The sequence below is a fragment of the Streptomyces phaeofaciens genome (assembly GCF_014648915.1).
Classification (GTDB): Bacteria; Actinomycetota; Actinomycetes; order Streptomycetales; family Streptomycetaceae; genus Streptomyces; species Streptomyces phaeofaciens.
In genome coordinates this window covers 337,768-352,558 of record NZ_BMSA01000004.1, presented here as the reverse complement: position 1 = coordinate 352,558, position 14,791 = coordinate 337,768, and the positions used below count along the sequence as shown (strand labels likewise).

The window sequence follows — 14,791 nt, the reverse complement described above, 5'->3', positions numbered from 1 at the left end:
CGGGCATGTGCGGGGCGGAGGTGGGCAGGGCAGGGCAGAGGAGGGCCCGGGAGACATGGAGACCGGGCACCCGCAGCACAGTACACACCGTCATCGATCGATCCCGCACGGTTGAGCGATACTTCGCTCCGAAAGAGCCCGGCATCTGTTCGCTTCTGCGGTGAGTGTCTGAATTGCCGTGCACATCACGCGAGTTGAGTGACGATCGCGTCCCTGCCGGTCCGACGATCGGACCGGCGGGTCCGCCGAACGGGGGCTGCGCTCACCCGCTCCGGTGAGCGCCCGTGCCCGCGCGTACCGACGGTGCGGGGCGCGCGTTGCCCCGGCATGGACCGCCCCCTTCCCGTGCCGCCCGCCGGTGACTGCCCGGCCGGCCTGCTCCACGCCCAGTCCTCCGGCGGCACCTGGTGCCGTGCGCCCATCTACGCCCGGCTCGTCGCGGAGTGGCGGGCCCGGGGGCGGACCGTGCCCGCCCACCCGGACGTACCGTGGGTGCCCCTCGCCCGGGTCCCGGGCGGCAGGCGTCCCTGACACGCCGCATCGCGCCGCGAGCCGGACGGGGCTGCGCGGACGGGGTCCGGCGCCTGTCGGGGCGCGTGCCGCACTCCGTGACGCGCCGCACGGTCCCGAACGGCGGGCCCTACGCGTCGCACAGCGGCGTCAGCACGGCCAGCGTGCCGTTGGCCTGGCGCAGCGCCAGTTCCAGCGTCACCGGCGCGTGCAGGAAGCCGGAGCCGTCCGGCGGCACCAGCCACTCCACGAACCGCGCGGACCGGTACGGCGGCGGTACCGCGACCCAGGAACCCCGGCCCGCGTGGCGCAGCCCCGCCCCGATCCACCGGCTGCCCGGGTCCGGTGGCAGGAAGAAGCCCACCCGGTGGGCCGCGGTGTCCACCAGGGTGGGTCCCGGCGCGGGCCGGGACGACTGCCACAGCAGGTCCAGGGCCAGCATGCCCAGCCGGTCCGGCACGCTGAGCACATCCCAGTAACGGCCCGCCTCCAGCAGGGCGATTCCCTCGCCCTGGTCCCATTCGCGCTTGCAGACCCGAGGGTCCGTCGCCGCGGCGGCGAGCCACTCCACGCCGCGGTCCCACATCACTTCACTCATTGTCCGGCTCCGTCTGCTGTCCCCAGGTCCCGGCCGGACGCGGGTCGGCGCGTCGCCGGGGGTGCGCCGTCGGCCGTGTCCGGCCTCGGCACCTGCATGCTGGTAGATATTTCTACGTGGCGGAAGGGGTGGCGAGGCCTGGCGTTTTGGTCTGTTTCGTTCGACCTCCGCACTCCTGTTCGGAGCCGGCTTCCGGTGGGTGGGTCAGTGGTCGTTCTCCAGATGGAGCTTGAGGAGGTCCACTCCGTAGTCGCCGCCGTTGGGGGTGCGGATGATCGTGTGGATGTGCTGCTGGGTCGGCGTGCCGCCCGGCCCGCCCATGCCGCCGCCCCCGCCGCTGTCCTTGTTGCCGTAGGCCAGTGGGGACTGGGCGTCGTACTCGATGAGCACCACGGGGCTGTGCACGCGGTAGTAGAAGGCCGAGGAGTCCTCGGTCTCGCCGATCCAGGAGAAGTACGTGTCGTCGAGGTGGTCCTCGACCTCCCGCATCCTCACCTCGGCGTGCCCGTCGGCCAGGTTGCCGACGTAGACGCGCACCAGGTCGAGGAGGCTGTCCTTCTGTGCCGTGGTGAACCCGGAGGCGATCAGGCCCTGGTGGGCGAGCTTCACGTTGTCCTGGCCCGCGCCGGCCTTCAGGTTGTCGCCGGCCTTCGTCTCCGACGAGATCACCTTCTTGCGCTGGGCGTCGGTGAGCGAGCGCAGCAGGGTGAGACCGGCCGTGGTCTCCTTCGTGAAGAGGGTGATCTTCTCGCCCTGGTAGGTCGCCGAGGTCGGCTCGGAACCCATGAACGTCGGCGTCATGACGACCTGGTCCCCGAGCACGAAGTAGTTGATGGCCACATGGTGGCCCTCGTACTGGAAGCCCCAGGGCTGCGTGGTCGACGGGGTGCCCATGAACGTGAAGAAGTAGGCGCCCTCGGTGAGGGTGTCCCTGCCGCCGCCGCTGTAGTCGCCCAGGAACGCGTTGAGCTTCATGATGTTGCGGGTCCGGGTGAGCCCGTCGGCGGACAGGGCGGCGCCGAGCAGGGCGTATCCGAGGTCGCGCTGCTTCTCGGTGAGGTCGCCCATCCGGGCGCCCTCGCGCTGGTAGCCGTCGACGTTGCTCCAGGCCAGCCATTCGTCGTCGTCCACCTCGAAGACGGAGGCCTTGCGCTCCTTGGAGGTCAGCCCGTCCAGGAAGGCCTGCGCGGCCTTGACGACCTTGTCGGTGGAGACGTCCGTGCTGTGGATCGCGTACAGGTCGTCGACGACCTTGCCGTCGGTGGTGACCCCGACGAAGTCGGCGTACGTGACCTCGCTCGCGCCGGGGCCCATCCCTCCGGCCCCGCCGCCGGGTCCGCCGGAGGGCATTCCGGACGGCATGCCGCCGGGCGCGCCGGAGGACGCGGCGGTGTCGGCGGTGCCGGAGGAGTTCGACGAGCAGCCGGTCATGGTCGCCATCGCGGCGACTCCGCCGGCGAGCAACGCCTTGTTCATGAACCAGCGGCGGCTGTGCTCGGTTTCGGGGGTGCGTGGTCGGTGTCCGTGCATGCGGATCAACGTCCACGACGGACCTGAAGCGAACCTGAAGGCGGGGGACGCGGGGGCGGGGCCTTGTCGGGGCACCTTGTCAGGGCCCGCGTCAGGGGATGAGTTCGGCAGGGGTCTCGTCAGGGCTCTCGGCGGAAGTCTCGTCAGGTCCGGGCCCCACCGCCCTGCGCCACGGCGCCCTGCGCCACGGGGAGCTGCGGATCGGCCTGGCGCAGCTCGGCCAGCAACTCGTTCTGCCCGGCGAGGAGTTCGGTGAGGATGCGGCGGGCCGCCCGCAGCAGTTCGGCGACATCGCCGCCGGCCAGCGCGTAGCTGACCGTCGAGCCCTCCCGGATGGACACCACGATCCCGGAGCGGCGCAGCACCGCCAGTTGCTGCGAGAGGCTGGACGGTTCGATCTCGATCTCGGTGAGCAGGTCCCGCACGGCGACGGGGCCGCTCTGGAGCAGTTCGAGGACCCTGATGCGGACCGGGTGCCCGAGCATGCGGAAGAACTCGGCCTTGGCCTGGTAGAGGGGGACCTGCATGGTCAATCGCTCGCTCCCTGCCGCGTTCGATGGGTGGTGCTCGGCGGCGCGGCGGCCCGCCTCCGTAAGCCGCCGCGCGCGAGGTCCTGCGTCACGATCCTCGTGGCTGCGGGCTCCGCACATCCCGGTGATGCGCTGATCTGGATGTGTCGAGATGAAGAAATCTGCAAGTGATGGACATGCGAAGCCGAGGACCGTTCGGGCGTCTACACCTCGAGGTCGGCCTCGATCCGCTTGAGCTGGTGGCGGGCCATGGCCAGATTGGACCGGCCGCGTTCGAGGACGAGATAGATGAACAGCCCCGTGCCCTGGCGGCCCTGGACGAGCCGGATGAGGTGGTACTGGCTGCCCAGGGTGATCAGGATGTCCTCGATCTCGCCCTTCAGGCCCAGGTGTTCCATGGTGCGGACCTTGGCGCGGATCACGTCCGTGTTGCCCGCCGCGGCGACCCCCAGGTCGAGGTCCTTGCCGCCGCCCATGGTGCCCAGGGCCATCCCGCTGGTGTAGTCGACGACGGCGGCACCCACCGTCCCCTCCACCGTGGTCATGATCTCCTTGAGGGAGATTTCCACATTCGCCATGGCGTTCCTCCTGCCGGTCTGCGGGTCCGGGAACCTCCCGCCCCGCTCGTGTCCCGACCGTACGGAGCGCGTCCCGTGCAGAACCGACACGCTCCGGGACTGGCCCAGAAGGGTTCGAAAGACGAAGATCCGTGCCGTCATCTGACCACTGTCGTACGGGAGTTGAGCGAATCACCGGCTTTCCGTCGGTGCGGCCCGCCGCCGCGACCGCCGGTCCCGCTTGCGACGCGGCGGGGGAGCGGGCAGGGTTCGGTTCCGTGGCCACCTTGCTGATCGTCCATCACACCCCCTCGCCGAACTGCCAGGCACTGTTCGAGGCGGTCGTCTCGGGCGCGACGGCGCCGGAGATCGAGGGTGTCCGCGTCGTACGGCGGGCGGCCCTCGCGGCCACCGCCTCGGACGTCCTGGCCGCCGACGCCTTCCTGCTCGGCACCCCGGCCAACCTCGGCTACATGTCCGGCGCGCTCAAGCACTTCTTCGACCAGGTCTACTACCCGTGCCTGGACACCACCCGGGGCCGGCCGTTCGGTTACTGGGTGCACGGCGGCAACGACGTCACCGGCGCGGTGCGCGCCGTGGAGACCGTCACCACGGGCCTGGGCTGGCGGCGCGCCGCCGATCCCGTCACGGTCACCGGGGAGCCGGCCAAGCCGGACGTGCAAGCCTGCTGGGAGCTGGGCGCGACCCTGGCCGCCGGCCTGATGGAGTGACCCCCGCCGGGGAGGAGCGCCTCAGTTCCAGAGCGGGTACGACACGACCCGGTCGAACTGCGCCGGCCGCTCGCCGAGGTAGGTGAGCGTGATCCGGCCGTAGTGCTCCACGCGCGGGTGCTTCTTCCACGGCTCCGGCCGGTCGAGCCGCACGACGACGGCGTACGGGTGGAAGGTGCCGATCGCGCAGTACGGGTCGCAGTCGTTGACCACGTTGACGCCCGTGGCCCGCGCCGAGCGCGTGCCCCAGGATTCCCAGTGCAGGGAGACGAGCTGGCTGTTGCCGTCGCCGCAGGCCAGGATGAACTCCTTCGGCCGTGTCTGCGGATGCCAGAAGCAGTCGACGAGGACGGGATCCGGGGCCTTGTGCGCCACGGTCCGCTGTGCCGGCGGCGAGGCGGCGGGGGCCGCCGCGGCCGTGCCGATCGTCGCGGTGAGACCCAGTGCCGCACAGATCATGACCGCTGTTCTCGTCGTGTGTCGCATGTTCGCTCCCGCCCGCCCGTCCCGGGAGCCGTCTGCCGTCCATCGCCCGGGGAGGTGCTGTAACGACGCTACGACGGCGAGCGGGAACGGACCACTCGAACGGCCCACGGCCCGGCGCCCGGCCGAGGCCGAAAAGGTGCCCCGAGCATGCCGAATCCGCAGCCGCCCATGGTCATTTCCAGCCGTTGTCTTGGCATTCCCATGACAAACCTGTGGGCGCGATGTCAGGCTGCTTCCCGAAGTTCACCGTTCCTTCACGTGACTTCGCTCCCGTCACTCACCCCCACCTCCTTCCACCCGCCTGCCGTGCCGCGTGCCCGGACCTGCCGCACCCCGCAGGTCCGCCCCCACCTCGGCCCCCACCTCGGGCCGACCGTCGCAGAAGGAGAAATCGTTGCCCCGGCGACCCCGCCCCGCCTCCCGGCGCAGACGCGCCACCGTCCTCGCCCTCACCGCCGTCGGTTCGCTGCTGGCCCTCGGAGCCCCCACCGGCCTCGCCTCGGCGGCACCCGCCGATCCCGGCCCCGCCAAGATCAGCGCCACCCCCCGGGCCGGTTCCGCCCCGGTGACCCTGAGCCCGTCCCGCCGCACCTCGCTCCTCAAGAGCGCGCAGACCGCGTCCGGTGCCACGGCCCAGAGGCTCGGCCTCGGCGCCCAGGAGAAGCTCGTCGTCAAGGACGTCGTCCAGGACGCCGACGGCACCACCCACACCCGGTACGAGCGCACCTACGCCGGGCTGCCCGTCCTCGGCGGCGACCTGGTCGTCCACCTCAGGAACGGCCGGACCACCGTGTCCAAGGCCACCGGGGCGACCCTCGCGGTCCCCTCGCTGACCCCGAAGCTCGCCGCGTCCACGGCCACCGGCAAGGCGCTCGCCGCCGCCAGGCACGGCAAGGTCACCGGCGCCGAGACCGAGCGCGCGCCGCGCCTCGTCGTCTGGGCCGGCACCGGCAGGCCCGTCCTCGCCTGGGAGACGGTCGTCGAGGGCGTCCAGGCGGACGGCACCCCGAGCGAACTCCAGGTCGTCACCGACGCGACCAGCGGCAAGGAGATCCTCGCCGCCGAGAAGGTGCACACCGGCAGCGGCACCGGGCAGTACAGTGGCTCGGTCTCGGTGGGCAGCACCCCGTCGGGATCGACGTACCAGCTCGTCGACCCCGACCGCGCGAACCAGCGGACCTACGACCTCAACCAGGGCACTTCGGGCACCGGGACCCTCTTCACGGACGACAACGATGTCTGGGGCGACGGCACCCCGGCGAACCGGCAGACCGCCGGTGTCGACGTGGCCTTCGGCGCCGCCGCCACCTGGGACTACTTCAAGGACGTGCACGGCCGCAACGGCATCCGCAACGACGGCGTCGCCGCCTACAGCCGGGCCCACTACGGCAACAGCTACGTCAACGCGTTCTGGCAGGACAGCTGCTTCTGCATGACCTACGGCGACGGTTCGGGCAACACCCACCCGCTGACCTCGCTCGACGTGGCCGCCCACGAGATGAGCCACGGCGTCACCAGCGCCACCGCCAACCTGACCTACTCGGGCGAGTCCGGCGGTCTCAACGAGGCGACCTCCGACATTTTCGCCGCGGCCGTCGAGTTCGACGCCGGCCTCACCGCCGACGTCCCGGACTACCTCGTCGGCGAGAAGATCGACATCAACGGCAACGGCACCCCGCTGCGCTACATGGACAAGCCCTCCAAGGACGGCTCCTCGCGCGACTACTGGAGCTCCACCCTCGGCAGCATCGACGTCCACTACTCCTCGGGACCGGCGAACCACTTCTTCTACCTGCTCTCCGAGGGCAGCGGCGCCAAGACGGTCAACGGCGTGGCCTACGACAGCCCGACCTACGACGGCCAGGCCGTCACCGGCATCGGCATCGAGAACGCCGCCGCGATCTGGTACCGGGCGCTGTCGACGTACATGACCTCGTCGACCAACTACGCCGGCGCCCGCACCGCCACCCTGTCGGCCGCGGCCGACCTGTTCGGCGCCTACAGCCCCACCTACCTGGCCGTCGCCGACGCCTGGGCCGGCATCAACGTCGGCAACCGGATAGCCCTCGGCGTGAACCTCGCCCCGATCGCCGACCAGATCAGCGGCATCGGCCAGGCCGTCAGCCTCCAGGTGGACGCCTACACCACCAACACCGGCGCCGGCCTCGGCTACGAGGCGACCGGACTGCCCGACGGCCTGAGCATCAGCCCGAGCGGTCTGATCACCGGCACGCCGACCACCCTCGGCACCGGCGACGTCACGATCAAGGTCACCGACAGCACCGGGGCGTCCGTCTCGGACACCTTCGCCTGGCGGATCGCGTACGTCTACGCCAACGCCACCCGCGTCGACATCCCCGACAACGGGGCTGCCGTGGAGTCCGCGCTCACCATCGAGGGCCGCGACGGCAACGCCTCCGCCACCGCCTCGGTGTACGTCAACATCGTCCACACCTACCGCGGTGACCTGACCGTCGACCTCGTCGGCCCGAACGGCACCGTCTACTCCCTGCTCAACCGCAGCGGCGGATCCGCCGACAACGTCGACCAGACCTTCACGGTCGACGCCTCGGCCCAGCCGCTCAACGGCACCTGGAAACTGCGCGTCCAGGACCGCGCGTCGATCGACGTGGGCTACATCCAGCGCTGGCAGCTGACTCCCTGACCGGAGCGCGCCGCACACCGCCGCCCGGGCCCCGAGGGTCCGGGCGGCGGTGCCGCCGTGCCCCGCACCGAGCACCAAGATCCACGTTTGTTAGGCTCCGAAGGCCCCCCGCGGGGGAAGTCCGGTGAGAGTCCGGCGCTGACCCGCAACGGTGTGCGCGGCGAACCGTAGGTCCGCCGCGTGAGCCCGATCGCCCACGGTGGGTACGCGACCCGTTGACCGCTCGCCGTGGACTGCGAGAAGGGGGACCGCACGGCCGGCGGGCCGTCCGGGCCGTCTCCGTGCATCTGTGGCGGCCCCAGCCGAAGGACCGCCCCGCCCGTGCGCCGACCCACCACGGCGAACCCCAGCCGTACCCCCCTTGCCCCCGTCGCCGCAGGCCTCGGCCTCCTCCTGCTCGGCTCCCTGCTCTGCGGCGTGGCCCTCGGGGCCGCGGGCGTCGCGGCGGCCGACGTCCTCCGCTTCCTGTGGGCCGGACTCACCGGCGGCACCGTGTCCGCCGCGGACGGCGCCGCCTACACCATTGTCTGGGAGATCCGGCTGCCGCGCGTCGTGCTCGGCGCCGTGGTCGGCGCGGGGCTCGCCTCGGTCGGAGTGGCCGTGCAGGCCATGGTCCGCAACGCGCTGGCCGACCCGTTCGTCCTCGGCATCTCCTCGGGCGCGGCGGTCGGCGCCAACGCCGTCATCCTGCTCGGCGCGTTCGCCGGCCTCGGCGTGTGGGCCCTGTCGGTGTCCGCGTTCGGTTCGGCCCTCGCCGCCATGGCCCTGGTCTACGCGGCCGCCCGCACCCCGCAGGGCCTCACCCCGCTGCGGCTGATCCTGACGGGCACGGCCCTGGCGTACGGCTTCGAGGCCGTGACCACCGTGATGGTGTTCGGCGCGGCCCGGGGCGAGGCCGCCCGCTCCGCGATGATGTGGCTGCTGGGCAGCCTCGGCGGGGCCACCTGGGCCCAGGTGCCGATCGCCGCCGTCACCGTCGCCCTCGGCTGGGCCTGGCTGCGCCGGCGCGCCGAGGCGCTCAACGCCCTCGCCATGGGCGACGAGACCGCCGCCGCCCTCGGCGTCCGGCCGGACGTGCTGCGCCGGGAGCTGTTCCTCGTCACCGCCGCCGTGACGGGCACCGTCGTCGCGGTCAGCGGAGCCATCGGGTTCGTCGGGCTGATGGTGCCCCACCTGGTGCGCATGGTGGCCGGTGCCGACCACCGCCGGGTACTGGTGCTGGCCCCGCTCGCCGGAGCCGTCCTGCTCGTCTGGGCCGACCTGCTCTCCCGGCTGCTGCTCGCCCCGGCCGAGCTGCCCGTCGGAGTGATCACCGCCGTCGTCGGCGTCCCGGCCTTCCTGCTGCTCATGCGGCGCGGCGACCGGCCGCTCGGAGGCCGCTGACCATGACCCGTCCCGGAGGACACCATGCGTCTTGACCTCGACGCCGTGACGGTCGAAGCGGCCGGCGCCCGGATCGTCGACGACATCCGGCTGAGCGTGCCCGACGGACGGTTCGTCGGACTCGTCGGCCCCAACGGCAGCGGCAAGTCCACCCTGCTGCGGTGCGTCTACCGCGCCCTGCGCCCCGCCGCGGGCACGATCCGGGCCGACGGCGACGATCTGCACGCCCTGCCGCCCCGGGCCGCCGCACGCGTCCTCGCGGCCCTCCCGCAGGAGTCCTCGGCCGAGTTCGACTTCACCGTCGCCGAGGTCGTCGCCATGGGCCGGCTGCCCCACCGCGACCGCACCGCCCGGTCCGACGCCGAGATCTGCGCCCGGGCCATGGACAGCACCGGCGTCGCCCACCTCGCCGGCCGCGGCTTCCTCGCCCTGTCCGGCGGGGAGCGGCAACGGGTGCTCATCGCCCGCGCACTGGCCCAGCAGCCGCGTGTCCTCGTCCTCGACGAGCCCACCAACCACCTGGACATCGCCCACCAGTTGGAGATCCTCTCCCTGGTCCGCCGCAGCGGCACGACCGCGCTCGCCGCCCTGCACGACCTCAACCTCGCCGCCGCCCACTGCGATCTGCTGTACGTGATCGCCGACGGCCGGATCGTCGCCACCGGCACCCCGCACGAGGTGCTGCGACCGGCCCTGCTCGCCGAGGTGTTCGGCGTCCACGGCCATCCCGTACGCCACCCCGTCACCGGGACCGTCCAGCTCCTGTTCGACCTGCTCCCGTAAGGATCCTCCGTGCCCGTCCCGCGTTCCCTCGTTCCGGCCGCCGTCCTCGCCCTCGCCCTCACGGCCACCGGGTGCGGCGCCACCGTCGAAACGTCCCCGACCGCCGACGCGAAGTCCGTCACCCTCACCAACTGCGGCAAGAAGGTCACCTACGACAAGGTCCCCGAACGCGTCGTCACCAACGACGTCGGCATCACCGAGCTGATGTTCGCGCTCGGCCTGGAGGACCGCATGGCCGGCTTCGCCATGCCCGACGACAAGGGCGATCTGAGCGGCGTGCCCTGGAAGGACGGCTACGACGAGGTGCCGTGGCTGTCGAAGGACCAGCTCACCAAGGAGAACGTCCTCGACGCCCGCGCCGACCTGGTCTTCGCCGGCTGGAACTACGGCTTCCGCGAGGACGGGGGCTTCACCCCGGACGCCCTGAAGAAGCTCGGCGTCCCCTCGTACGTCCTCACCGAGTCCTGCCGCAACGGCCGCACCGACTCCTCGCGCGGCATCATGCCGCCCCTCGACGCCCTCTACACCGACCTCACCAATCTCGGCAGGCTCTTCGGCGTCGAGGAGCGCGCGGCGGCGCTGATCGCCGGCTTCAAGAAGCGGATCGGCGAGGTGCGGGCCGAGGCCCCCGCCGCCGGTGACCGGCCCCGGGTGTTCCTCTACGACAGCGGCCAGGACCAGCCCTTCACCTCCGGCCGCTTCGCCGCCCCCGAGCAGATCATCAGCGAGGCCGGCGGCACCAACGTCCTGCACGACGTCCAGGACTCCTGGACGACCGTCGGCTGGGAGACCGTCGTCGCGCGCGACCCGGACGTCATCGTGATCTGCGACTACGGGGACGTGAGCGCCGAGCGGAAGAAGGACTTCCTCCTCTCCTACGCCCCGCTGCGCGGCGTGTCCGCCGTCAAGCACCGCCGGATCTTCGTCCTCGACTACGTCGACCTGGTCGAGAGCCCCCGCAATCCGTCGGCGATCGCCCGTCTCGCCGCCTACCTGCGGACCGTGCCGCAGGCCGGCCGAGCGTCCTGAGGGTCAGGTGCGCGGGGGCGCCGCGGCCGCGCCGGTCACCAGCTGCGCCAGCGAGGTGCCCCGCGCCCAGAGCCGCAGCCGGGGCCCGTCGATGAGGAACGTGTGGCCCTCGCGCGCGGCCCACACCTCGTCGCGGTGGGTGAACGTGCCCCGGTGGACGACCAGCCGCAGCGGGGGACCGGCCCGTGCCCGCACCCGTGGACGGCGGCAGGAACAGGCCGCCTCCTCGTCCGGCAGCGGCTCGGCCACCGGCCGGAACGCCACGTCGAGCAGCCGCCCCCGGCCGTCCCGGGCGAAGAGATGGAAGGTGTCGTGCCGGGGCGGCGGGAGCACCCGCCAGCCGTCCCGGCGCAGCATCCGGCCAACGGCGACCACCAGCGCCGGCATGTCCAGCTCCGCCAGCTCCTCGGGCGTGTAGTGCCCGCCGCGCCGCCGGGCGGGCAGCCGGTTCCGCCGACGCGCCACCGCGACGACGACCGCCGACGCGACGACGAGCAGGGCGCACGCCAGGCCGCCGTGGGCGCGGGCGACGAACGCGAGCCCCACGACCGCGCCGCAGCCGGCCACCACCAGCACGGCGAGCTGGGGCAGCACCTCGGACAGCCCCGGCCCGGCACGCCCCGCCGCCCGTAACTCGCTCACCGTCCGCTTCCGCCGTGCCCGCGCCGACTCGCCCTCTAGCGCTCGCGCCCGCCTCCGTCTGCCTGCCATCCGGGTCGGCCCCCCCACCCCGTACGCGGTGATGTGCGCGTAGGAACGGAATACCCGCTGTGGCGGACGCGATTCGGCAAACGCCTCCGTGCGCCCCCTGCCGCCTCCGCCCGCCGCCGGGCGCCGTTGTCAGTGGCGGATGCGAAGCTGCTGGTCATGGACGAGGCTGAGTTCTTGCGGGGCCGGGTCTACGGCGCCGATCACGACGACGCGGGACCCCGCCCGGACCGCGCGTACGCCGAACTGGTGGGCGGCCCGCTCGACGGTCTGCTCCTGGACGTCACCGACCGCGGCGAGCACGACCTGCGCGAGGTGGCGCTGACCACGGAGATAGGCCGCTACGGCCCCGGCGGGCGCGCCCTGTACGTACGGCGCGGCGTCGACGGCCGCCGCTTCGACTGGCGGGGGGACACGCCGGGCACGCCCTGACGGCACCCGGCCCGGCGAAGGCGCGGCACGTTCGTTCGATCGTACGAACCTGGCTCCGATGGGGTGACTTCTGCGCTCCGTACTTGATAGGAAACTTTCCTGTCAGTTGCGGTGCGGATCCGCGGCGACGGCGCCCAGCGCCGGCTCGCCGCACGGTCCGCGGCACAACGGTTCAGCGACACAACAGATCCGCAGCACAACAGTTCCGCAGCACAGAGACACCCCACCCCCCACTCCTCACCTGGAGCCACTGTGGTGCACATATTCCGGGCGGCGGACGGCCCCGCCCCCGCCTCCCGCCGTACCTTCCTCACCGTCGCCGGTGCCCTGGCGGCCGTCCCTCTCCTCGGTTCCTCCCCCGCGACGGCCGGCACCGCCGCCGCCCGGGGGCTCGACGACCCGGCGAAGAAGGAGATCGCCATGAAGCTGGTGTCGAGCGCGGAGAACTCCTCGCTCGACTGGAAGGCCCAGTACCAGTACATCGAGGACATCGGAGACGGCCGCGGCTACACCGCCGGCATCATCGGCTTCTGCTCCGGCACCGGCGACATGCTCGACCTCGTCCAGCTCTACGCCGACCGCAAGCCCGGGAACGTCCTCGCCAAGTACCTGCCCGCCCTGCGCGCGGTCGACGGCACCGACTCCCACGCCGGACTCGACCCCAACTACCCCCGGGACTGGCGCCGGGCCGCCCAGGACACCGCGTTCCAGCAGGCGCAGAACGACGAGCGCGACCGCGTCTACTTCAACCCGGCCGTCCGCCAGGGCACGACCGACGGACTGCGCACCCTGGGCCAGTTCATCTACTACGACGCCATCGTCATGCACGGCGACGGCTCCGACCCCACCAGCTTCCGCAACATCCGCAAGCGCGCGCTGAACAGGGCGAAGCCGCCGGCCCAGGGAGGCAACGAGACGACGTACCTGAACGCCTTCCTGGACGCGAGGGTCTGGGCGATGCAACAGGAGGAGGCCCACAGCGACACCAGCCGCGTCGACACCGCCCAGCGCGTCTTCCTGCGCAACGGCAACCTCGACCTCAACCCGCCGCTGGACTGGAAGGTCTACGGCGACAGCTACCACATCGGCTGAGGGGCAGGGCGCGTCACTGTGACGTGCCTGTGACGCCTGGTGTGGCCTCCGTCACGGCTGGGGCGCGTTCCTGCGTCCAGGATCGGCGAGTGCCGTCCGGTCCACGACAGAAGGCGAGCCCCAGCCGTGTTGGTCCTCCTGGCCATGGTGACGCTGCTCGCGACTCCCGTGTGGTGCGTCGCGATCGTCGTCAAGCTGGTCTCCCTCGCCCTGCCCGGCCGGCGCCCGGGCAGGGCACGGCAGTTGCGCTGGTTCGCGGCGATGACCGCCGCGGGAGCGCTCGGCCTCTACCTGATGGCGGCCGGAGCCGTGGCGTACAACGTGCACGACACCCGGTCCGGCGCGGACTCCTCGCCCGCCCACGCCTGCCGGGACGGCTTCCCGCGCGACACCGTCGAGCACCTGGTCGGCCACCGTGCCTCCTATGTGCCGCCGCGCTTCGACTGCGTACGCGACGACGGCACGACCTACCCGAGCAGCGGTACCTACGCGTGGTGGAACCTGCTCACCGTCGGCTTCGCCGTCGTGGCCGCCGGGCTGGCGGCCGCGGCCCGGTACGTGCGGGCCCGCCGGCCGTCGGCGCAGGCCCGGGACAGCGGTCCGAGCGAGGCACCCGTGGGCGGGACGTCAGGGACGGCAGGGGCGCAGGGGTCCGGGGCGCGGGAGTCCGGGACGTAGGGGTTCCGGGACGTAGGAGTCCGGGCGTAAGGGTCCGGTTCGCGGGTAGTCGCGCCCTTATGAACGGGGAAGTGCGGACGCCATGAACGGGGAAGCGCGGACGGCCCGAAGGCAGCAGGCACCGCCCGCCGGCGCCTTGGTCGAGGCGACGGTGGCCCTGGACGGCGAGGACGGCTGCATCGCCCGGGCGCGGGGTCTCACCGGGGACTTCCTCACCGGGGTCCGGCGCCGGGACGGACGGTCCGTGCCGGCCCGGATCGTGGACCTCGCGCGGCTCGTGGTGAGCGAACTGGTGACCAACGCCCTGCGGCACGCCCCCGGCCCGGTCCTGCTCCGGCTGCGCGTCGCCGGCCCGGCCGTGGAGATCGTGGTGTGGGACAGCGACCCGGCCCTGCCGCGGCCCTGTGATCCGGATCCGGCGCGCGTGGGCCGGCACGGCCTGGAGATCGTCAAGGCCGTGGCGGACGAGTTCGACGCGATGCGGGAAGCGGTCGGCAAACGGGTCGTCGCCCGCCTCAGGCTGTGACGTCCCGCGTGTCCCGCGAGGTCTCCCGCGCCGGGACCGGCGGCGCCTCGACCACGGCGAACGTCGCCCGGCCGACCGAGAGGACTCCGTCCGACAGCGGGGTGCACCGCACGCCGCCCTTCGCGCGCAGGGCGCGCTGCGCCCCCGGTCCGACGGTGACGTCCATCCAGGCGCAGGGCCGCGCCGGACGGTTCACGGCGAACGCGACCGGACCGGCTCCGGTGTCCAGCACGATCGTCGAGCCGACCAGGGAGTCGACGTCGACGCCCCGCAGCAGGATGTTCCGGCGGGTCTCCCGCAGTCCGGCCGAGGCGTTGATGTCCCGGGGCAGGTTCTCCTCGGACATCAGGGTCACGGCGGCGTCGCGGTGCGCGGGGCGGCCGAAGTAGCGGTCCCCGACCAGCCCGAGGCCGGCCCGCACCCGCACCTCTCGCACCGGCTCGTCGTCCGGACCCGCCGACGGGCCGTCCGCGGGCCGCCCGGCGAACCGGTGCGACGCGGACACCAGCAACTGCACCACTTCCACCTCGGTCATGGTGTCCACCGTAGGCCC

The 14,791-nt window shown here is 72.5% G+C and carries 17 protein-coding genes; 10 read left to right on the top strand and 7 right to left on the bottom strand.

The features are described 5' to 3' along the window. The first annotated feature begins 327 nt into the window (after positions 1-327). On the top strand, positions 328-531 hold the full coding sequence (locus IE275_RS11270) for a hypothetical protein (protein WP_189710393.1): 204 nt from the start codon (positions 328-330) through the stop codon (positions 529-531). Between the two features lie 109 nt (positions 532-640). On the opposite strand, the gene IE275_RS11265 is transcribed toward IE275_RS11270, so the two are convergent. From IE275_RS11265 to IE275_RS11250, 4 genes are all read right to left on the bottom strand, one after another. After that, positions 641-1,108, bottom strand: coding sequence for a hypothetical protein (locus tag IE275_RS11265; protein WP_189710391.1), 468 nt, complete (start codon positions 1,106-1,108; stop codon positions 641-643). 204 nt (positions 1,109-1,312) lie between these two features. Then, entirely contained in the window at positions 1,313-2,638 is a 1,326-nt protein-coding gene (locus tag IE275_RS11260) for a DUF3500 domain-containing protein (RefSeq protein ID WP_189710388.1), read from the bottom strand. Positions 2,639-2,781: 143 nt separating this feature from the next. After that, the gene (locus tag IE275_RS11255; RefSeq protein ID WP_189710521.1) at positions 2,782-3,165 is read right to left on the bottom strand and encodes an ArsR/SmtB family transcription factor; all 384 of its coding nucleotides are present in this window, start codon (positions 3,163-3,165) and stop codon (positions 2,782-2,784) included. Between the two features lie 206 nt (positions 3,166-3,371). After that, entirely contained in the window at positions 3,372-3,746 is a 375-nt protein-coding gene (locus tag IE275_RS11250) for a hypothetical protein (RefSeq protein WP_189710386.1), read from the bottom strand. 257 nt (positions 3,747-4,003) lie between these two features. On the opposite strand from IE275_RS11250, the gene IE275_RS11245 reads away from it, so the two are divergent. Continuing rightward, positions 4,004-4,456: a flavodoxin family protein gene (locus IE275_RS11245; RefSeq protein WP_189710384.1), complete on the top strand. Its 453-nt coding sequence runs from the start codon at positions 4,004-4,006 to the stop codon at positions 4,454-4,456. 21 nt (positions 4,457-4,477) lie between these two features. Here IE275_RS11245 and IE275_RS11240 read toward each other — a convergent pair whose 3' ends face one another. Next, complete coding sequence (locus tag IE275_RS11240) at positions 4,478-4,942, bottom strand: hypothetical protein (protein ID WP_229870198.1); 465 nt, start codon at positions 4,940-4,942, stop codon at positions 4,478-4,480. A gap of 394 nt (positions 4,943-5,336) precedes the next feature. Between IE275_RS11240 and IE275_RS11235 the strand changes: the two genes are divergently transcribed. From IE275_RS11235 to IE275_RS11220, 4 genes are all read left to right on the top strand, one after another. Next, complete coding sequence (locus IE275_RS11235) at positions 5,337-7,607, top strand: M4 family metallopeptidase (RefSeq protein ID WP_189710382.1); 2,271 nt, start codon at positions 5,337-5,339, stop codon at positions 7,605-7,607. Positions 7,608-7,928: 321 nt separating this feature from the next. Further along, a complete protein-coding gene (locus IE275_RS11230; protein ID WP_189710380.1) occupies positions 7,929-8,990 on the top strand; it encodes a FecCD family ABC transporter permease in 1,062 nt (353 codons plus the stop codon). A gap of 24 nt (positions 8,991-9,014) precedes the next feature. Continuing rightward, on the top strand, positions 9,015-9,773 hold the full coding sequence (locus tag IE275_RS11225) for an ABC transporter ATP-binding protein (protein WP_189710378.1): 759 nt from the start codon (positions 9,015-9,017) through the stop codon (positions 9,771-9,773). 9 nt (positions 9,774-9,782) lie between these two features. Then, positions 9,783-10,802, top strand: coding sequence for an ABC transporter substrate-binding protein (locus tag IE275_RS11220; RefSeq protein ID WP_189710376.1), 1,020 nt, complete (start codon positions 9,783-9,785; stop codon positions 10,800-10,802). A gap of 3 nt (positions 10,803-10,805) precedes the next feature. On the opposite strand, the gene IE275_RS11215 is transcribed toward IE275_RS11220, so the two are convergent. Next, on the bottom strand, positions 10,806-11,444 hold the full coding sequence (locus tag IE275_RS11215) for a hypothetical protein (protein WP_189710374.1): 639 nt from the start codon (positions 11,442-11,444) through the stop codon (positions 10,806-10,808). 225 nt (positions 11,445-11,669) lie between these two features. Here IE275_RS11215 and IE275_RS11210 point away from each other — a divergent pair, with 225 nt between their 5' ends. The 4 genes from IE275_RS11210 (at position 11,670) to IE275_RS11195 (ending at position 14,238) form a co-directional block, all read left to right on the top strand. Further along, a complete protein-coding gene (locus tag IE275_RS11210; RefSeq protein ID WP_189710372.1) occupies positions 11,670-11,942 on the top strand; it encodes a hypothetical protein in 273 nt (90 codons plus the stop codon). 252 nt (positions 11,943-12,194) lie between these two features. Continuing rightward, positions 12,195-13,034 (top strand): chitosanase, encoded by an 840-nt coding sequence (locus IE275_RS11205; protein WP_189710370.1) that lies wholly within the window; start codon positions 12,195-12,197, stop codon positions 13,032-13,034. Between the two features lie 126 nt (positions 13,035-13,160). Then, positions 13,161-13,712 (top strand): hypothetical protein, encoded by a 552-nt coding sequence (locus tag IE275_RS11200; protein ID WP_189710368.1) that lies wholly within the window; start codon positions 13,161-13,163, stop codon positions 13,710-13,712. Between the two features lie 82 nt (positions 13,713-13,794). Next, the gene (locus tag IE275_RS11195) at positions 13,795-14,238 is read left to right on the top strand and encodes an ATP-binding protein (RefSeq protein ID WP_189710366.1); all 444 of its coding nucleotides are present in this window, start codon (positions 13,795-13,797) and stop codon (positions 14,236-14,238) included. Here the strand turns inward: IE275_RS11195 and IE275_RS11190 are convergent. Further along, positions 14,228-14,773, bottom strand: coding sequence for a molybdenum cofactor biosysynthesis protein (locus tag IE275_RS11190; protein ID WP_189710364.1), 546 nt, complete (start codon positions 14,771-14,773; stop codon positions 14,228-14,230). The two genes, IE275_RS11195 and IE275_RS11190, sit on opposite strands and share 11 nt — an antisense overlap. Positions 14,774-14,791 lie beyond the last annotated feature (18 nt).